The sequence below is a fragment of the Pandoraea soli genome (assembly GCF_902459595.1).
Taxonomy (GTDB): domain Bacteria; phylum Pseudomonadota; class Gammaproteobacteria; order Burkholderiales; family Burkholderiaceae; genus Pandoraea; species Pandoraea cepalis.
Genome location: NZ_CABPSG010000013.1, coordinates 62,880 through 80,900 on the forward strand (window position 1 = coordinate 62,880; position 18,021 = coordinate 80,900).

At 64.7% G+C, this 18,021-nt stretch carries 15 protein-coding genes and 1 riboswitch; of the genes, 10 read left to right on the forward strand and 5 right to left on the reverse strand.

All coding sequences use genetic code 11. The annotated features are described in order from the left end of the window. Nucleotides 1-19 precede the first annotated feature (19 nt). Complete coding sequence (locus PSO31014_RS19010) at nucleotides 20-1,177, reverse strand: transglutaminase-like domain-containing protein (RefSeq protein ID WP_150553037.1); 1,158 nt, start codon at nucleotides 1,175-1,177, stop codon at nucleotides 20-22. 293 nt (nucleotides 1,178-1,470) lie between these two features. Between PSO31014_RS19010 and selD the strand changes: the two genes are divergently transcribed. Further along, nucleotides 1,471-2,550, forward strand: coding sequence for a selenide, water dikinase SelD (selD, locus tag PSO31014_RS19015; protein ID WP_150553038.1), 1,080 nt, complete (start codon nucleotides 1,471-1,473; stop codon nucleotides 2,548-2,550). A gap of 49 nt (nucleotides 2,551-2,599) precedes the next feature. On the opposite strand, the gene PSO31014_RS19020 is transcribed toward selD, so the two are convergent. The 4 genes from PSO31014_RS19020 to PSO31014_RS19035 all read right to left on the reverse strand — a co-directional run bounded on the left by PSO31014_RS19020 (nucleotide 2,600) and on the right by PSO31014_RS19035 (nucleotide 7,245). After that, nucleotides 2,600-3,430 (reverse strand): alpha/beta fold hydrolase, encoded by an 831-nt coding sequence (locus tag PSO31014_RS19020; protein WP_150553039.1) that lies wholly within the window; start codon nucleotides 3,428-3,430, stop codon nucleotides 2,600-2,602. Nucleotides 3,431-3,444: 14 nt separating this feature from the next. Then, a complete protein-coding gene (locus PSO31014_RS19025; RefSeq protein WP_150553040.1) occupies nucleotides 3,445-5,016 on the reverse strand; it encodes a benzoate-CoA ligase family protein in 1,572 nt (523 codons plus the stop codon). 136 nt (nucleotides 5,017-5,152) lie between these two features. After that, the gene (locus tag PSO31014_RS19030) at nucleotides 5,153-6,739 is read right to left on the reverse strand and encodes a 3,4-dehydroadipyl-CoA semialdehyde dehydrogenase (protein WP_150553041.1); all 1,587 of its coding nucleotides are present in this window, start codon (nucleotides 6,737-6,739) and stop codon (nucleotides 5,153-5,155) included. A 35-nt stretch (nucleotides 6,740-6,774) separates the two neighbouring features. Continuing rightward, a complete protein-coding gene (locus tag PSO31014_RS19035) occupies nucleotides 6,775-7,245 on the reverse strand; it encodes a DUF4863 family protein (protein WP_150553042.1) in 471 nt (156 codons plus the stop codon). 160 nt (nucleotides 7,246-7,405) lie between these two features. On the opposite strand from PSO31014_RS19035, the gene PSO31014_RS19040 reads away from it, so the two are divergent. The 9 genes from PSO31014_RS19040 (at nucleotide 7,406) to PSO31014_RS22465 (ending at nucleotide 17,949) form a co-directional block, all read left to right on the forward strand. Next, nucleotides 7,406-8,320, forward strand: coding sequence for a helix-turn-helix transcriptional regulator (locus PSO31014_RS19040; protein ID WP_150553043.1), 915 nt, complete (start codon nucleotides 7,406-7,408; stop codon nucleotides 8,318-8,320). A gap of 112 nt (nucleotides 8,321-8,432) precedes the next feature. After that, the gene (gene boxC, locus PSO31014_RS19045) at nucleotides 8,433-10,088 is read left to right on the forward strand and encodes a 2,3-epoxybenzoyl-CoA dihydrolase (protein ID WP_150553044.1); all 1,656 of its coding nucleotides are present in this window, start codon (nucleotides 8,433-8,435) and stop codon (nucleotides 10,086-10,088) included. A gap of 98 nt (nucleotides 10,089-10,186) precedes the next feature. Continuing rightward, a complete protein-coding gene (gene boxB, locus PSO31014_RS19050) occupies nucleotides 10,187-11,614 on the forward strand; it encodes a benzoyl-CoA 2,3-epoxidase subunit BoxB (RefSeq protein WP_150553045.1) in 1,428 nt (475 codons plus the stop codon). Nucleotides 11,615-11,662: 48 nt separating this feature from the next. Beyond that, nucleotides 11,663-12,919 (forward strand): benzoyl-CoA 2,3-epoxidase subunit BoxA, encoded by a 1,257-nt coding sequence (gene boxA / locus PSO31014_RS19055; RefSeq protein WP_150553046.1) that lies wholly within the window; start codon nucleotides 11,663-11,665, stop codon nucleotides 12,917-12,919. A 223-nt stretch (nucleotides 12,920-13,142) separates the two neighbouring features. Further along, nucleotides 13,143-13,724, forward strand: a complete 582-nt coding sequence (locus PSO31014_RS19060; protein ID WP_150553047.1) for a DJ-1/PfpI family protein — start codon at nucleotides 13,143-13,145, stop codon at nucleotides 13,722-13,724. Nucleotides 13,725-13,865: 141 nt separating this feature from the next. Beyond that, nucleotides 13,866-15,206: a hypothetical protein gene (locus PSO31014_RS19065; RefSeq protein WP_150553048.1), complete on the forward strand. Its 1,341-nt coding sequence runs from the start codon at nucleotides 13,866-13,868 to the stop codon at nucleotides 15,204-15,206. A gap of 135 nt (nucleotides 15,207-15,341) precedes the next feature. Continuing rightward, nucleotides 15,342-15,449, forward strand: a riboswitch (ZMP/ZTP riboswitch). A gap of 98 nt (nucleotides 15,450-15,547) precedes the next feature. Next, nucleotides 15,548-16,795: a serine hydroxymethyltransferase gene (gene glyA, locus PSO31014_RS19070; protein ID WP_150553049.1), complete on the forward strand. Its 1,248-nt coding sequence runs from the start codon at nucleotides 15,548-15,550 to the stop codon at nucleotides 16,793-16,795. Nucleotides 16,796-16,813: 18 nt separating this feature from the next. After that, entirely contained in the window at nucleotides 16,814-17,296 is a 483-nt protein-coding gene (nrdR, locus tag PSO31014_RS19075; RefSeq protein ID WP_150553050.1) for a transcriptional regulator NrdR, read from the forward strand. Nucleotides 17,297-17,793: 497 nt separating this feature from the next. Continuing rightward, nucleotides 17,794-17,949, forward strand: a complete 156-nt coding sequence (locus PSO31014_RS22465; protein WP_174976585.1) for a hypothetical protein — start codon at nucleotides 17,794-17,796, stop codon at nucleotides 17,947-17,949. Nucleotides 17,950-18,021 lie beyond the last annotated feature (72 nt).

The window sequence follows — 18,021 nt, forward strand, 5'->3', positions numbered from 1 at the left end:
CGCTCCTTCGTGATCGACGTCAGGCGGTGAGTTCGCGGGCGTTCATCCGATAGCGGAAGGTGTCCGGATCGAGGCTGTCGAGCCGGGCGTGCGCCACTTCGCCATTCGGATACATGAGGAACGGCACGGTGCTCTCGCGCGCCGCCAGTGTTCCCGGAGCCTCCGGCAGCGCAATGTCCGCGCCGTGATTGAACGCGACCCAGTTCATTTCCCATTGGCCGAAGAGCATCGCACGCGCGGCTCGCACGCGCAGGTCGTCGATCGGCAGACCGCCGGCCACTTCTTCGAGCATGACCTTGCGCACGTCCGCCGGATCGACCGGCACCCAACCGTAGCCGGCCGCGTAGAACTCGGCGCGGCAATGCTGCGCCCGCGTGACGTCACCCGCCTTGCCCAGGCTGTTGAAGCCCCGCCGCGACGTCGCGACGCGCACGCCATAGGCGTCGCGGGCGGGGATGCCGACCGAGCGCGCGAGTGCGGTGAAGAGGGCGTTGATGTCGGCACATTTGCCCGCAAGGTTGCCGGTGGTGAGCATATAGCGCACGTCGCCCGTGCCACAGCCGCGCACGGTGCCCTCGCGCCGGCAGTTTTCCACGATCCACTGATAGATGGCGCGCGCCTTTGCCACATCGCCCGTCTCGCCGCGCGTGATCTTTTCGGCCGTCTCGCGCACGAGGCCGTCGGTCGGCTGAAGTGCCGTCGGCCGGAGGTACTGACGCAACACCTCCGGCGATTCGCGCGGGGCGTTGGCCGAGGGTGGTTGCGACAAGTCAACGGATCGATCGCGCGTGGTAAAGGTATTCACCAGCGTGACGGTGCGCGTGTCCTGGGCCGCCCCTTCGGGCCATGCCACCGCGAGCATCGGCACACCGATGCCCGATGCACCATGCACCATGCGCAACGCGGCAACCGCGCCGGGGGCCTCCCAGCGCGTGCCGAGCGCATGCTGGTAGGTGCCGGACGGCGATATCGCCACCGGCAGCCAGACATTCGCCGGGCCTCTCGCGGCGGGCAAGTCGACACGCGTGGTCAGTTCGAACGTGCGCCAGCCGTCGGCCGGGCTGGGCGACGGCGAATCGGTCGGCGCGGCCTGCGCAGCGGCGGAAACGAGCGAAGTGGACAGGACGGAGGCGGGCAGGGCGCAGGCGCCCAGCGAGAGAAAGCGGCGGCGTTGCATGGTAGGGTCCCCTTGGGCGTCAGCGCTCACGGCGCGTGGTGGTTAGGGTGTTGCGATGCTGCGGCAATGGCGTCCCCCGATGCCGGGACGCGGTGAATCGGTCGCCTTATGCCGCCGACCGCCATTTCGAGACAAATCGACGCGCAAAAGCTGCTTCATAATACGTCGACTTTTGGCAAACTGTCGTCATTCCGGGCGCAGCGAGTGCGAATATCTCGCCGGCGACGCGCCGATCGAGGCTGCCGCACGCCTTGTGACGGGTTCCCGGCCATTCGCAACGAACACCAACGACCATGACCGCAATCGATGCAACCCAAGCGGGCGCCACACCGGCCGCTCCGCGTCTGACTTCGCTCTCGCACGGCGGCGGCTGCGGCTGCAAGATCGCGCCGGGCATACTCTCCGAGCTGCTCGCCCGTAACGACACGCCGCTGCCGGCACCCGCCGCGCTGCTCGTGGGCACGGAAACCTCCGACGACGCCGCGGTCTACCAGCTCAACGACGAGCAGGCCATCATCGCCACGACGGACTTCTTCATGCCGATTGTCGACGACCCGTTCGACTTCGGCCGCATCGCCGCGACCAACGCCCTGTCCGACATCTATGCGATGGGCGGCAAGCCGATTTTTGCGCTGGCCATCGTTGGCATGCCGATCAACGTGCTGCCGCGCGAGACGATCCGCGAGATTCTGCGCGGCGGCGAATCGATCTGCACCGAGGCGGGCATTCCGATTGCCGGCGGGCACAGCATCGATTCGGTCGAGCCGATCTACGGTCTCGCCGCGCTCGGGGTGGTGCATCCGAAGCGGCTCAAGCGCAACGCCGATGCGCAGGCGGGCGACGTACTCGTGCTAGGCAAGCCGCTGGGCGTGGGCGTGATGTCGGCGGCGCTCAAGAAGAACCAACTGGACGCGGCGGGCTATCGCCGCATGATCGACGCCACGACGCGCCTGAACCGTGTCGGCCCGGCGCTTGCGGCATTGCCCGGCGTGCATGCGCTCACGGATGTGACGGGTTTCGGTCTGCTCGGCCACACGCTCGAAATGTGCCGCGGCGCGAATCTGGCGGCGTATCTGCGCATGTCCGACGTGCCGCTGTTCGACGGCGTGCGCGAACTGGCCGACCAGGGATGCATTACTGGCGCATCCGGCCGGAATTGGGCGTCCTACGGGGCGTCGGTCGAGATGGGGGAGCGGCTGACGACGCGTGATCGCGATCTGTTGTGCGATCCGCAGACGGCGGGCGGGTTGCTGGTGTCGTGCGCGCCCGGTGCGGTCGACGACGTGCTCGCGGTCTTCCGCGCAGACGGCTTCAACGAAGCCGGCATCATTGGCGCCATGCGCCCGGGTACGCCCAGCGTGCGAGTGATCTGAAGGGTAGCGCGGCAACGGGCGCCCTCTCGGTGGGCGCCCGACGGTGACGTCATGCCGCCTGACGGTCCGCCGACGCGTGATGTCGGCCTATGAACGCGATGATGGCCTCGCCCAGCGCCTGGGGCGCGTCGCGATGCGGTGAGTGCCCGCACGCGGGTAGCTTCACCACGCTCGCGTGCGGCACATGCGTGGCAATGCTGTCCATCTGCGCCATCGTGCCGTACTCGTCGTCCTCGCCCTGGATCGCCAGCAGCGGCTTCGAGATACTCGCCACCGCGCCGACCAGATTCCACTCGCGAAACGCCGGGTCCAGCCAGATATCGTTCCAACCCCAGAACGCCGAATCGACGTCGTCGTGATAGCGGCCAAGCTTCGCGCGCAGGTCGGTCGTCTCGTACACCGTCTTCGTCTTCGCGATGCTCTGCACCGACAGATCCTCGACGAACAGGTGCGGTGCGAGCACCACCGCACCGGCGAGCCGGTCGGGGAACGCCGCGCTGAACAGCAGCGCGATCGAGGCGCCGTCGCTATGGCCGACGAGCCACACGTGCCCGGCCTGCTCGGGGCCGACGCCTACCGCATCGAGAAAGGCGGGCAACACTTCCCGCGCCTGACGGTGCATGAAGTCGACCGGCCATTTCTCGCCGTGCGCGCGCGGCGTGGAGCGGCCATAGCCGTTGCGCGAATACACGAGGCCGCGAAAACCGCCCGCGTCGCATAACTGCTGCGGCCAGTCTTTCCACATCGCGACAGAGCCCAGCCCCTCGTGCAGGAAGACCAGCAGCGGGGCGTCGGCAAGCTCACGGTTGAGCCATCGGTATTCCAGCGAGAGCGGGCCGTGCGAGGCCGTCTCGATCCGGGCGAACTGTACGTCCGACATCGTCTTGTCGTCTCCTAAAGCAACTCGCGCAGCTTGAAGCGCTGCACCTTGCCCGTCGCCGTCTTTGGCAGATCGTCGACGAACACCAACTCACGCGGGCATTTGTGCGGGGCGAGGCGCGCCTTGACGAAGGCCTTCAACTCGGTGGCCATCTCGTCGGTGGCTGCGATGCCGGGCTTGAGCACGACAAAGGCCTGTGTCTTGGTCAGGCCGCCGTCGTCGCGTCCCACGACGCCTGCCTCGAGCACCGCGTCATGCTGCATCAGCACCATCTCGACTTCGATGGGCGAGACGTACTGGCCGCTGACCTTGAGCATATCGTCACTGCGCCCGGCATAGACGTAATACCCATTGGGCAGACGCTGGTACTTGTCGCCGCTCTTGAGCCAGTCGCCGAGGAACGTCGCGCGCGTCTTGTCGCGATTGCACCAATACATGAGCGCTGCGCTCGGGCCTTTGATGTACAGATCGCCGATCTCGCCGTCGGGCACGGGATGACCGTCTTCGTCGCGCAATGCCACGGCGTAGCCCGGCACCGGTTCGCCCGTCGTCCCGTAGGCGACCTGTCCGGCGCGATTCGACAGGAAGATGTGCAACATTTCGGTCGAGCCGATGCCGTCGAGAATCTCCGCCCCGAAATGCGCGGTGAACCGCTCGCCGATTTCGCGCGGCAGCGCCTCGCCCGCTGACGTGCACAGCCGCAGCGCCACGTCTTCACGGGCCGGCAAGTGCGGCGAGGCGAGAAGGTTGGCGTAGAGCGTCGGCACGCCGTAGAAAATCGTCGGTCGATGCTCGCGAAGCCGTTGTGCCACGGCTTGCGCGGTCGGTCGCTCGGCCATCAGCACGACGCTCGCGCCGACCGAGAGCGGGAACGTCAGCGCATTGCCCAATCCGTAAGCGAAGAAGAGTTTCGCGGCGGAGAAGGCGATGTCGTCTTCGCGAATGCCGAGCACGTGGCGGCCATAGGTCTCGGCCGTCCAGTACAGGTTGGCGTGCGTGTGCACGGTGCCCTTGGGCTTGCCGGTCGAACCCGACGAATATAGCCAGAAGGCGATGTCGTCGCCGTCGGTGTCGGCGGGCAGTGCGCTCGGGGGGCCGTCGACCAGGGCGTTGAAGGTCGGCAGGGCGCGTGCGTTGCCCGCGTCGGTCGCGATCGGTTGCGAGACAATGCACGGCGGCGGCGTCCCGCCCTCGGCCACCTTGTCGAGCGCGGCCTGCACGCTCGGCAGGAGCGCGCCGGACGCAATCACGAGCTGCGCTTTGCTGTGCGAGATCATGTAGGCGTAATCGTCGGCCGTGAGCAAGGTGTTGACGACGACGGGCACCACACCGGCGTACAGGGCACCAAGGAAGGCGACCGGCAGGTCGATGGTGTCGAGCATGATGAGCAGAATGCGCTCTTCACGATGGATCCCCACGCGCGCGAGTCCGGTCGCGAAACGTCGGCTTTGCTCGGCCAGCTCGCCATAAGTGAGCGCGCGCGTGTCGTCGAGATAAGCAGTCTTGGCAGCGCGCCCGCGATTGAGCGCCTCCAGATGCGCGGCGAAGTTGAAGTTCGCCGGCGGTGGCGTGAGTACGGCTTCCATGGTGTCTCCGGTGGATCACCGCACGGCGCACTCGTAGGAGGCGTGCACGCGCGGCGTGAGGACTTGTCGGCGCTCTGGCGGCGCCTGAATGAATCACCTTGACTGCGACGGTTTGCGACAGCCGCTGAAGAACAGATTACGCCTTCGGGAGTTCGACAGCATCCTGTGTGATCGCTTCGATCAGCGCGGCGAGGCCCTGAACGGCCGAGCGCACGTGATAGAAGCGCAACGCGCGCAAACCGCCCAGTTCTTCGCCACCGCCGGCGCGGCCCGGGCCGCCATGCAGCGATTGCGGCATGACGTTGCCGTGGCCCGTTTGCGTTTTCACGACCGACGGGTCGACCGCGTGCACACGGCCGTGTGCGTCGGCCAGTGCGAGAGCGGGCGCACGCATCGCCACGGCGTCGTTGCTGTACAGCGAGACGACGAGGGAGCCCTGCCCACGCTTGGCCAGCACGACCGCTTCGTCGAGATCGCGATAGCCGACGAGCGTCGCCACCGGGCCGAAGACTTCCGTGTCGTGCACGCGCTGTCCGCGCGCGCCATCGCGCAGGCCAAGTAATACGGGGGCCACGCACGCGCTGTCGACACCGGCGTCGACAAAAGCGGTCTCGCGATTCCCGTCGTAGAGGGTTTCGGCTTCCGCCTGCAAATGGGCGACGCCGTCGAGCACGGCGCGTTTTTGCGCCAGACTCACGAGCGCGCCCATCTTGACGGCCTCGTTGCGCGGATTGCCGACGACCGTCTTGGCAAGACGCTCGGCAATGGCCGCCGCCGCCGCGTCGAAGTGCTCGACGGGAACCATGGCGCGGCGAATGGCCGTGCACTTCTGACCCGCCTTGACGGTCATCTCGCGCGCCACCTCGCGCACGAACTGGTCGAACGCGGCCGTGCCGGGCGCCGCGTCAGGCAGCAGGAGGGCGCTGTTCAGACTATCGGCCTCCACGTTGATGCGCGCCGAGCGTTCGGTAAACGCGGGGTGCGCGCGCAGCGTGGCGGCGGTATCGGCCGAGCCGGTGAAGGAGACCACGTCGAACGGGCCGATCCGGTCGAGCAGACCGGCGGCGCTGCCGCAGATCACCGACAGGCTGCCCGGTGGCAGCACACCGGCGGCGACCACGTCGGCCACCATGCGTTGCGTCAGCCACGCGGTCGAGGTCGCCGGTTTGACGATGACCGGCACGCCCGCGAGCAACGCGCCGGCCGCCTTCTCCCAAAGTCCCCAGGCGGGAAAGTTGAACGCGTTGATGAACAGCGCCACGCCCGGTGTCGGACGAAACACGTGACGCACGGCGAAGGACGCATCCTTGGCCAACGGCACCGCCGCACCGTCAAGCAGCGTGTGCGCGTCGCCCAGCGTTGCACCGAGCTTGGCATACGTCGACAGGGTGTAGATAGCGCCATCGATGTCGACGGCGGAGTCGGTGGCGACCGTTCCCGAATTGGCGGTGGCGATCGCGTAGTAGTCGTCGCGGTTCGCCTGCAAGGTGGCGACGATCTGCGAGAGTTGCTGCGCGCGCTCGCCGTACGACAAGGCACGCAGCGCCGGGCCGGCGACGTCTCGCGCGAAGGCGAACGCGGCGTCGAGATCCAGACCGGCGCTCGATACGAAGGCGAGTGTCTCGCCTGTCACGGGATCGGTGAGCGCGGTGGGCGCGCCACTACCGGCCACCCAGTGGCCGGCGACGTAGTTTTCCAGCAAGGAAGGGGAGTGCATGAGCATGAACCGGGGGAATCGGGAAGGGGGCAGGCGCCGGATCAGGCACTGCGCGTGAATTCAATGGCGCCGTCTGGCAACAGATACAGCACGAGAGCGCGTCCGCTGGCGACCGTCGGTCGATGCGCCGTGCCGGGACCGTAGACGCACCAGCCCGCCGGATGTCCGTCGAACGTTGCGCCCGGTGTGAACGGCATGATCAGATCGATTTCACCATTCGGATGCCCATGGTGCGGTCCGGCCAGATCGGCCATGTCCACCACGTCGACGGAAAATCCGTGTGTGTCGGGGGTGGGCTTGATGACGCGTCCGTAGCGAATGCCACCGCCTTCGCGGTTGCACAGCCAGCCTTCGGCAACGCCGGTGCGACAGGCGTCGGCAAGCGCTTCGTAACCGGCGGAGCCGGCGCCGTAATGCGCGTTGAGCCAATCGCCGAGGGAGGCGTCGAGGGCGCGGCCATCGAGTTGCCGCGTCAGGTCGGCGATCAACGCCTGAAATTGGGGCACATCCATCCATGTCTCCTGGGGACGTCGATACGACGCCGATCAATGGCGGGACTCGGGATGTCCGGTCCGCGTTTGCTTTTTTATCGGCGCATGGTGAAAATTAGAGCATGCAATTTTGGCTGTCAAGCAATATATTACATGTTACCTGCATTGAGGATCTTGTCTGATGAATAAGAGTGCGCAAGCCGATGGGGTGCCGACGGCGCGAGGCGCCCATGAGAAAGACCCGTTCCTGGTCGCGCTGGGTGAGCGGGTGCGCACGCTGCGCGCCCGGCGTGGCTTGACGCGCAAGGCGCTTGCGCTGGACGCCGGTGTCTCCGAGCGTCACGTGGCCAATCTGGAGTCGGGTGTCGGTAACGCGTCCGTGCTGTTCCTGCGTCAGCTCGCACAGGCACTAAATTGCACGTTGGCCGAAATCGTGGGGGACGAGACGACGTCGTCGGCGGAATGGTTGCTCATTCGGGAAATTTTGCACGGGCGCGACGGCGAGGCGCTCACGCGTGCGCGTCAGGCGCTCAGCGAGCTGTTTGCCGGGAGCGAGCGCGACCCGGACCGGCGTGGCCGCATCGCCTTGATCGGGTTGCGGGGCGCGGGCAAGTCGACGCTGGGCCGCATGCTCGCCGACGACATGCACGTGCCCTTCGTCGAACTCAATCGCGTGATCGAAAAACTGGCGGGGTGCCCGCCGTCGGAGATCTACTCGCTTTACGGTGCGAGCGCCTATCGCCGCTATGAATTGCGCGCACTCGAAGCGGTCGTGGCCGAGCATCCGCGTGCCGTGATCGCCTCGCCGGGCGGTATCGTGAGCGACGCGGCGACCTTTAACTTCCTGCTCACTCACTGCTATACGGTATGGCTGCAGGCGTCGCCCGAAGAGCATATGAAGCGGGTGGTGGCGCAGGGCGATCTGCGCCCGATGTCGGGCAATGCGGAAGCGATGGACGACCTCAAGCGTATTCTGGCCGGCCGCCAAGACTTTTATGCCAAGGCGGATATGAGCTTCGACACCGGCGGGCGGGTGCTGGCCGACGCCTATCTGCAATTGCGTGGCCGCCTCGCCGTGCAATTGTCGTCAGATTAACCTTTATGGGAATGCAAAATAATTCATTTTTATTTGGAAAATTAGTTGACGCTGTAGTTGTGCTGCACTATATTGCAATCCAACAAGATCATTATTCGTGTTGGAGGCAATCATGTTCGGCAAACCCCACGTCGACTATCGTACGGATCCCACGCAGTACAAGCACTGGAAACTGAGCTTCGAAGGCCCGGTGGCGACGCTCGCCATCGATATCTCGGAAGACGGCGGCATTCGCGAAGGCTACAAGCTCAAGCTCAATTCGTACGATCTCGGTGTGGACATCGAACTGCACGATGCCGTTCAGCGCATCCGCTTCGAGCACCCGGAAGTGAAGACGGTGGTTGTTACGAGCGCCAAGGACCGCGTGTTCTGCTCCGGGGCGAATATCTTCATGCTCGGCCTGTCCACGCATGCGTGGAAGGTCAACTTCTGCAAGTTCACCAACGAAACGCGTAACGGTCTGGAGGACTCCAGCCGCCATTCCGGTCTGAAGTTCCTCGCCGCCGTGAACGGCGCGTGTGCGGGCGGCGGCTACGAGCTGGCGCTGGCCTGTGACGAGATCTATCTGATCGACGACCGCTCGTCGTCGGTCTCGCTGCCGGAAGTGCCGCTGCTGGGCGTTCTGCCGGGCACCGGCGGCCTGACTCGCTTGACCGACAAGCGTCACGTGCGCAACGACCGCGCCGACATCTTCTGCACCGTCGTCGAGGGTATTCGCGGCGAGCGTGCCAAGCAATGGCGCCTGGTCGACGAAGTCGTCAAGCCCGCGCAATTCGCACAAACGGTGTCGGCGCGTGCGCTGGAACTGGCTCAAGGCAGCGACCGTCCGGGCGGCAAGGGCGTGACGCTCACGCGCCTCGAGCGCACCGACGAGCCGGACGCGATCCGCTACGAATTCGTCGACGTGGAAATCGACCGCGCCAACCGCACCGCCAGCCTCACCGTGAAGCCGCCGAAGTCCACGCCGCCGGCCGACATCGACGGTATCGAGGCCGCCGGCGTGAACTGGTGGCCGCTGAAAATGGCGCGCGAACTCGACGACGCCATTCTCAATCTGCGCACGAACGAACTCGATATCGGCACGTGGCTGCTGCGCACCGAGGGCGAGGCGAAACACGTGCTGGCGGCTGACGCATCGCTGCTGGCCCATCAGGATCACTGGTTGGTTCGCGAGACCATCGGCATGCTGCGCCGCACGTTTGCGCGTATCGACGTGTCCTCACGCTCGCTCTTCGCGCTGATCGAGCCAGATTCGTGCTTCACGGGCACGCTGGCCGAATTCGCCTTCGCGGCCGACCGCACGTACATGGCGGCGCTGCCGGCCAGCGAGGAAGATGAACCGGCAATCACACTCACCGAAGTCAACTTCGGCCTGTTGCCGATGGTCACCGATCAATCGCGTCTGGCACGGCGCTTCTATGAAGACGCGGCGGAACTCGACGCCGTGCGCGCCACGATTGGCCGCCAGGTGCGCCCCGATGAGGCGGAACGCCTCGGGCTGGTCACGGCCGCCGTCGACGATCTCGACTGGCCGGACGAAATCCGCATCGCGATCGAGGAGCGCGCGGCCATGTCGCCCGACGCGCTCACCGGCCTGGAGGCGAACCTGCGCTTCAACGGCAAGGAGACGATGAACACCCGCATCTTCGGCCGTCTGTCGGCGTGGCAGAACTGGATCTTCATCCGTCCGAACGCCGTGGGCGAGAAGGGCGCGCTCAAGGTCTACGGCAAGGGCAACAAGGCGCAGTTCGACCCGAACCGCGTCTGACGAATGGGCTGCAACGTCGCCGGTGACGAACGCCGGGGGTGGCAGGACCGAACAAGTCGTTTTACACAGAATACGTACGAGACACGAGGATTCCCACGATGGCTTCGATCAACTACAGCGAGAAGATCCCCAACAACGTCAACCTGTCGGACGATCGCACGCTGCAACGTGCGCTTGAACAGTGGCAGCCGAATTTCCTGTCCTGGTGGGGCGACATGGGGCCCGAAGGTTCGCACGGCTTCGACGTCTATCTGCGCACGGCGGTAAGCGTGGATCCGGGCGGCTGGGCACACTTCGATCACGTGAAGATGCCGGACTATCGCTGGGGCATCTTCCTCACGCCGGGCGACGCGGATCGAAAGATTCACTTCGGCGAGCACAAGGGCGAAGCCGCGTGGCAAGACGTGCCGGGCGAGCACCGCGCGAACCTGCGTCGCATCATTGTCACGCAGGGCGACACGGAACCCGCGTCGGTCGAGCAACAGCGCCACCTCGGGCTGACGGCGCCGTCGATGTACGATTTGCGCAACCTGTTCCAGGTGAACGTGGAAGAAGGCCGCCACCTGTGGGCAATGGTCTACCTGCTGCATCGCTACTTCGGCCGCGACGGCCGTGAAGAAGCCGAAGCGCTGCTTGGCCGCCGCTCGGGCGACGAAGACAATCCGCGTATTCTCGGCGCGTTCAACGAGAAGACGCCGGACTGGCTGGCGTTCTACATGTTCACGTATTTCACCGATCGCGACGGCAAGTTCCAGCTCTCGGCACTGGCCGAGTCGGGGTTCGATCCGCTCGCGCGCACCACGAAGTTCATGCTGACCGAAGAGGCGCACCACATGTTCGTGGGCGAGTCGGGTGTTTCGCGCGTGATCGCTCGCACGGCGCAAGTGATGAACGAACTGAAGACCGATGACGTCGCGAAGCTGCGGGCAGCGGGCGTGATCGACCTGCCGACGATTCAGCGCTACGTCAACTTCCACTACTCCGTGACGATCGACCTGTTCGGTGCGGATCAGTCGTCGAACGCAGCCATCTTCTACAGCTCGGGTCTGAAGGGCCGCTACGAAGAGGGCAAGCGCGACGACGACCATCAACTCAACGGCCAGATGTACCGGCTGCTGGACGTGGACAACGGCAAGCTCGTGGAGCGCGAGGTGCCGATGCTCAACGCGATGAACGAAGTGCTGCGCGACGATTACATCAAGGACTCGGTCGCGGGGGTGAATCGCTGGAACAAGGTGCTGGAGAAGGCCGGTATCGACTTCCGCCTGAGCGTGCCGCACAAGGCGTTCAATCGTCAGATCGGCACATTCGCGGGCGTGCGCGTGTCGCCGGACGGCCGTGTGGTGAGCGAGGCCGAATGGGCCGCGCATGAGCGTGAGTGGCTGCCGTCGGCGGAAGATCGTGCGTATGTGGCGTCGCTCATGGGCCGCGTGACTGAGCCGGGCAAGTTTGCCAACTGGATCGCGCCGCCCCCGCTCGGCATCAATCGCCAGCCGATCGACTTCGAGTACGTGCGTTTCAACTAAGGCCAACGAGAGCCCAGGCGCGAGCCATCCCCACAAGGAGACAGCATCATGAACGGCCCCGTTCCGGTCGAAGTTCTGAAGCAGCATCTGATCGATCCGGAGATCTGCATTCGCTGCAACACCTGCGAGGAGACGTGTCCGGTCGACGCGATCACGCACGACGAGAACAATTATGTTGTGCGCGCGGACACGTGCAATGGGTGCATGGCGTGTATCTCGCCGTGCCCGACGGGAGCCATCGACAACTGGCGCGACGTGCTCAAGGCCGACGCGTACGCCGTCGACGACCAGCTCACGTGGGACGAGTTGCCCGTGCAGGACGATGCGCTCGCCGGTCAGGGCAGGATCGGCGAGGCGGCGCCGGGCGTGGCTGGCGGTGCGTCGGCCGACGTCCCCGAGCCTGTCATCGCCGGCTCGGATTTCGTGCGCGGCTCGGTCGTGCCGCCGTGGTCCGCCGCCAAGCCCTATGTCAATCTGTACAACCACAAGGCGCCGGTACAGGCGACCGTGGTCGGCAACTATCGCCTGACCGACGCCAGCACCGAGAGCGACATCCACCACATCGTGCTCGATTTCGGCAAGCAGCCGTTCCCGGTGCTCGAAGGACAGTCGATCGGCATCATCCCGCCGGGCACCTCGAGCGACGGTCGGGCGCACCATGCGCGACAGTACTCGATTGCGTCGCCGCGCGACGGCGAGCGTCCTGGTTACAACAACCTGGCGCTCACGGTCAAACGCGTGACGAAGGATCACCAGGAGCAGGCGGTTGGCGGGGTGTGTTCGAACTACCTGTGCGATCTGAAGAAGGGCGATGTGGTGAACGTGATGGGCCCGTTCGGCAGCACGTTCCTGATGCCGAACCACGCCGATTCGCATCTGCTGATGATCTGCACCGGCACGGGGGCGGCCCCGATGCGGGCGATGACCGAGTATCGTCGCCGTCGCCGTCTGAAGGGCGCGACCGGCAAGCTCATGCTGTTCTTCGGCGCGCGCACGCAGGGCGAGTTGCCCTACTTCGGCCCCTTGCTCAACTTGCCGAAGGATTTCATCGACACGAATCTGGCCTTCTCGCGTACACCAGGACAGGCCAAGCGCTACGTGCAGGACGCCATGCGCGAGCGCGCGGCCGATGTGGCGGCGCTGCTGCGTCATGACCACACCTACATTTATGTGTGCGGGCTCAAGGGCATGGAGGACGGCGTGCTGCAAGTGCTGCAGACCATCGCGGGCGACGCCGGGCTCGACTGGCAGGCCCTCTGGCAACGGATGAAGACGGAAGGGCGTCTGCATCTGGAAACCTACTGATTGACTGACGATATCGGCTCGCGCAGCACCCGGCAGAGGGTGTGGCGCGAACCTCGGCTTGACCGACGGCGTTTTGCGCCGGCTTGACACCGCGTGCTTCGGCACGCGGTTTTTTTTCGTCGACGACGGTCGGGGTATCGAAGGCCGTCGCGGCGACGTCACCGGAATTGAGTAACATGGAGGGGCGGTTTCCCTTCCATCTTTTCTCTGAACGGAGAGTCATATGGGCAAGAAGCGGATTCTGGTACTGGCAGGCGACTATGTCGAAGACTACGAGCTGATGGTGCCCGTGCAGGCACTCATGGCCGTGGGTCACCGGGTGGAAGTGGTCTGCCCCGGCAAGAAGGCGGGCGACAAGGTGCGCACGGCGATTCATGACTTCGAAGGCGATCAGACGTACAGCGAGAAGCGCGGTCACGACTTCACGCTCAATGCGACATTCGATGGACTCGCACCCGCCGACTTCGACGCGCTGGTGATTCCCGGCGGCCGCGCGCCGGAGTATCTGCGGTTGAATGATGAGGTCGTCGAGATCGTCAGACATTTTGCCGAGAGCGACAAACCGATTGCCGCGATCTGTCACGGCGCGCAGCTGCTGGCAGCGGCCGGTGTGATCGAAGGGCGCGAGTGTTCGGCGTATCCGGCCTGTGCGCCGGAGGTGCGGCTGGCCGGCGGGACGTACATGGAGATCGCGATCGACGAAGCCCATACCGACGGCAATCTGGTCACCGCCCCCGCCTGGCCCGCGCATCCGGCGTGGATCGCGCAGTTCCTCGCCGTGCTGGGAACGAAGATCGAGCTTTGACGCGCGGCGGATTTGTCTGAACTTGCCCCGTTTTCGAAAGCTTGGCGTCCGGTGGCGCAGCAAGATCGGCCGATCTCAACCGGGTCGGTCGACAGGCGCTGCGCGCGCCCGAGCCCCGCCATACGACGAAGGAGAGTCGTGATGGACGTCAACGCTTATCGCTTTAGGGGCCATGCCGCAGGCGCCCCTGCCAGTCCCGCGGCCGCCAGGCCGACGCGGGCCGAATTATTGCCGGAAGCCGGACCGCTCGGAACGTTCGGGGCGGTCACCGGACATGATGGTAGCGGCGCACCGCTGCCTCCCATCGGACCCTACGATTTTTCTGCCGCGCGGCGCGTGCACGACGCCCTTCCGGCAGGCGTCCCCAGTGCGGCCGTTCGACTATCGTTCGAAGCGGACGCGCGAGCGCCGCAATACGTGGTGACGGCGTTCCCGAGCGCCGGGCATGCCACGCGAGCGTGGCTTGCCTCTCGCCTGTTCGGCGCGTTGGGCCTGGCGACACCGACGGCCCTGTTGGTGCGGGGATGCTCGCTGGCATTCGATGGAACCCAGGCGCCCGAGCGGATCTACCTGGCGACGACATATCTTCCCGTGTACCGGCCGTTGGGTGAATGGTTGGAGGGGGAGATCGCGCGGCGCGCCATCGAGGGGGCCGACGGCGCGCAAGGTTCGCCGAGTGTGCGCGGCGGTGGGGGCGATGCGTGTGAGCGTGCTCGCGACGGTGCCCGCGCGGCCGGACGGCAAATGGCGCATGTGCTGGCGCAGTTCGGCGGTGCGCAACCACCTGCAGGCGCTGGCGCGGCGGCCCAGGCCTATGCCGATGCCGCGCGCACACGCGACGAGATGCGTGGCGTGCTCTGCGGTTGGCTCCCCGACGTCTATCGATGCGCATTGGAGCGTCAGTACGTCGCCGCGCTATGGCTGGGCAATCGGGCGCTTTGCCATGCCGTCATGGAAAACGTCGGTGTCTGGCGGGACAAGAACGACTTGCCCTACATGATGACGGTCGATTTCAGGCCCTGCCTCGACGTCGGCGTTCGCAGTGCACTGTCGGATTTGACGCCGTTTCGCAGCGAGGACCCTTCCGCGGCGGTCGTGCGGCGCTTGGCCGGGCTGACACAGACCGCCGACAGCAAGACGGTGCTCGACGAACTGAAGAATCCGACGGGTGTTCGGGCACTGGCGGCCGAGATGGCCTTCCGCCTCGGGCGAATTTCGGCGCACGACATCGCGCCTTGGGTGGACGATGCCCAGGACTTGGTCCGCGCGACATCGGTCGCTGCGGAGGTGGCCGCGGCGGCCGAGGACCGGAGCGGAATCGTGCCCCACCTCCTGGCGCGCCGCGACCGTCTCGTGAACCGGCTGGGAGGCGCCTGGGCCGCACAGGCGTGGACGCAACTGTACCCGACGCGCGCCCGCGCCATCGAGGCCCATCAGACGCCCTTTTTGCGTTCGGCCGCGGCCGAACGCGATCGTGTGTGAGCCCGCCGAATCGGGCCGTCCGACCTGTTGTCAAGCCGGCTCGGCGCATGGCACCAATTTGGTGCATCTGCATGGATTGACGTGCGTTTGCTCCGGTTGCCTAACGTCGCAAGCTCGCATAAACTATCGACGCCACAAACCCCGCGTGACTGGCGATTAGGGTGCACAGCCTTGTGTGCCCGAGGTGGAGCAACCCACCGGGAAGCGCCGGGGTCTTATTTGCCGTTCGCCTGGGCAGCCGTGATGGTTGGTGCTGCCCTGTCTATCGTCTTCCGAAGCACAAAGGAAGATGCGCTGCGCCATCCCCTCCCGGAAAATCTGTTCAATTCAACGGAAACGCCATGTTCGACAAATCGAAATCCACCGTTGCCTCCGTCGATCCCGACGTTTGGGCCGCGATTCAGAAAGAAAATCAGCGTCAGGAAGACCACATCGAGCTGATCGCATCGGAAAACTACACCAGCCCGGCCGTAATGGAAGCGCAGGGCTCGCAACTGACCAACAAGTATGCGGAAGGTTATCCGGGCAAGCGTTACTACGGTGGTTGCGAATATGTCGACATCGTGGAACAACTGGCCATCGATCGCGTGAAGGCGCTGTTCGGTGCCGAAGCCGCGAACGTGCAGCCGAATTCGGGCTCGCAGGCGAACCAGGGCGTGTACTTCGCCATGCTCAAGCCGGGCGACACGATCATGGGCATGAGCCTGGCGCATGGGGGCCACCTCACGCACGGCTCGCCGGTCAACATGTCGGGCAAGTGGTTCAACGTGGTGAGCTACGGCCTGAACGAGAACGAAGACATCGATTACGACGCTGCCGAGAAGCTCGCGCAGCAACACAAGCCGAAGCTGATCGTGGCGGGCGCCTCGGCCTTCGCCTTGAGGATCGACTTCGAGCGTATGTCGCAGATCGCCAAGTCGGTCGGCGCGTACTTCATGGTCGACATGGCGCACTATGCCGGTCTGATCGCGGCCGGCGTGTACCCGAACCCGGTGCCGCACGCCGACTTCGTGACGACGACCACGCACAAGAGCCTTCGCGGTCCGCGCGGCGGCGTGATCCTGATGAAGGCCGAGTTCGAGAAGCCGATCAACTCGGCCATCTTCCCGGGCATCCAGGGCGGCCCGCTCATGCACGTGATCGCCGGCAAGGCCGTCGCGTTCAAGGAAGCCGCGTCGCCGGAATTCAAGGCGTACCAGGAACAAGTCGTGAAGAACGCCCGCGTGATGGCCGAGACGCTGGTCAAGCGCGGCCTGCGTATCGTGTCGGGCAAGACCGAATCGCACGTGATGCTGGTTGACCTGCGCGCCAAGAACATCACCGGCAAGGCGGCGGAAGCGGCGCTGGGCGAAGCGCACATCACCGTCAACAAGAACGCGATTCCGAACGATCCGGAAAAGCCGTTCGTGACGAGCGGCGTGCGTCTGGGCTCGCCGGCCATGACGACGCGCGGTTTCAAGGAAGCCGAAGCGGAACTGGTCGGCAATCTCATCGCCGACGTGCTGGAAAACCCGGAAGATGCCGACAACCTGGCTCGTGTGCGCGCACAAGTGGCCGAGTTGACGAAGCGTTTCCCGGTCTACGGCTAAGCCCCGGACGCGGCCCGCATGCGCTGCCCTTTCTGCCGTCACGACGACACGCAGGTCATCGACTCGCGTGAAGCGGAAGATGGCGCCGCCATTCGGCGGCGCCGGAAATGCCCGGCGTGCGACAAGCGTTTCACCACGTACGAGCGTGTCGAGCTGGCGATGCCGGCGGTCGTCAAGAAAGACGGCAGCCGCGCCGAATACGATCGCGCGAAGGTGCGCGCCAGCATGCAATTGGCGATTCGCAAGCGCCCCGTGAGTGCCGAAGCGATGGATGCCGCGATTGCGCGCATCGAATACAAGCTGCTGGCCGGTGCGGAGCGCGAAGTGATGAGTCAGCGCATTGGCGAGCTGGTGATGCGCGAGTTGAAGCGGCTCGACAAGATCGCGTACATCCGCTTTGCGTCGGTGTATCGCAGCTTCGAGGACATCGCGGAGTTCCGCGACGTGCTCGAGGAAATCGACAGCACCGATATCAAGCCCAAGCGCAAGCCGGTGGCCTGAGCTGACGACGATGCGAGAGCGCGTGTGATGCGTCTGAGCGAGCGCAGGCGGCCGTAAGGCCCGTTTGCTGGAAAGAGGGACGGAAAACCCGTCGTGCCCGAAAGGGCACGACGGGTTTTTTTTGTGCCAGCGAAGGTTGAGCGAAAGGCTTTGGACTCACCGAAAAAGGGGGCTTGCGGTTAAAAAAATGCGAATGGGAAATTGCTGAGTTGTCGTCGTAAAACGTTGTCAGCGTACCTAATTTAACGTTGATTTTAGGATGTTGACGTTAATTGAATTTGTATTTTGGGATATTACTTTTGGAAGTCGGGTGAAAATAGTGTGATAAATCACAATTTAAAATTTGTGTGATGTTTGGGGTATTTACCAAAAACATCTGAAATCGCCTTGATTTCGATGGCTCGTCAATAGAATTCGCCACTTCGCGGTGGAGCGCCGCTGTTGTGGTGACGATGAACTGGTTCGTCGTCGTAACGAATTCTTTGAGGAAAATCGAAATGAAAAGCAAAGTTCAGACGTCGAAAACACTTCGTCAGTCCAAGATCTGTCTGGCTGTCGCGGCGATGCTCGCCGCAATGAGCATGCCCGCGCAAGCGGAAGAAATCATCGAGACCGAAGGGGCAACGTGGAGCGACGAACGGGATACTGCTTAGTCTCCAGTTTCAAGTGCAACACCGCGAATGATGTAGGGTGTTGCGATGAAGAAGAACTACAGGCATTTGAGC

Coding starts and splice junctions, on each gene's coding strand:
- PSO31014_RS19010 (WP_150553037.1), bottom strand. CDS start 1,177: ATGCAACGCCGCCGCTTTCTCTCGCTGGGCGCCTGCGCCCTGCCCGCC.
- selD (WP_150553038.1), top strand. CDS start 1,471: ATGACCGCAATCGATGCAACCCAAGCGGGCGCCACACCGGCCGCTCCG.
- PSO31014_RS19020 (WP_150553039.1), bottom strand. CDS start 3,430: ATGTCGGACGTACAGTTCGCCCGGATCGAGACGGCCTCGCACGGCCCG.
- PSO31014_RS19025 (WP_150553040.1), bottom strand. CDS start 5,016: ATGGAAGCCGTACTCACGCCACCGCCGGCGAACTTCAACTTCGCCGCG.
- PSO31014_RS19030 (WP_150553041.1), bottom strand. CDS start 6,739: ATGCTCATGCACTCCCCTTCCTTGCTGGAAAACTACGTCGCCGGCCAC.
- PSO31014_RS19035 (WP_150553042.1), bottom strand. CDS start 7,245: ATGGATGTGCCCCAATTTCAGGCGTTGATCGCCGACCTGACGCGGCAA.
- PSO31014_RS19040 (WP_150553043.1), top strand. CDS start 7,406: ATGAATAAGAGTGCGCAAGCCGATGGGGTGCCGACGGCGCGAGGCGCC.
- boxC (WP_150553044.1), top strand. CDS start 8,433: ATGTTCGGCAAACCCCACGTCGACTATCGTACGGATCCCACGCAGTAC.
- boxB (WP_150553045.1), top strand. CDS start 10,187: ATGGCTTCGATCAACTACAGCGAGAAGATCCCCAACAACGTCAACCTG.
- boxA (WP_150553046.1), top strand. CDS start 11,663: ATGAACGGCCCCGTTCCGGTCGAAGTTCTGAAGCAGCATCTGATCGAT.
- PSO31014_RS19060 (WP_150553047.1), top strand. CDS start 13,143: ATGGGCAAGAAGCGGATTCTGGTACTGGCAGGCGACTATGTCGAAGAC.
- PSO31014_RS19065 (WP_150553048.1), top strand. CDS start 13,866: ATGGACGTCAACGCTTATCGCTTTAGGGGCCATGCCGCAGGCGCCCCT.
- glyA (WP_150553049.1), top strand. CDS start 15,548: ATGTTCGACAAATCGAAATCCACCGTTGCCTCCGTCGATCCCGACGTT.
- nrdR (WP_150553050.1), top strand. CDS start 16,814: ATGCGCTGCCCTTTCTGCCGTCACGACGACACGCAGGTCATCGACTCG.
- PSO31014_RS22465 (WP_174976585.1), top strand. CDS start 17,794: ATGAAAAGCAAAGTTCAGACGTCGAAAACACTTCGTCAGTCCAAGATC.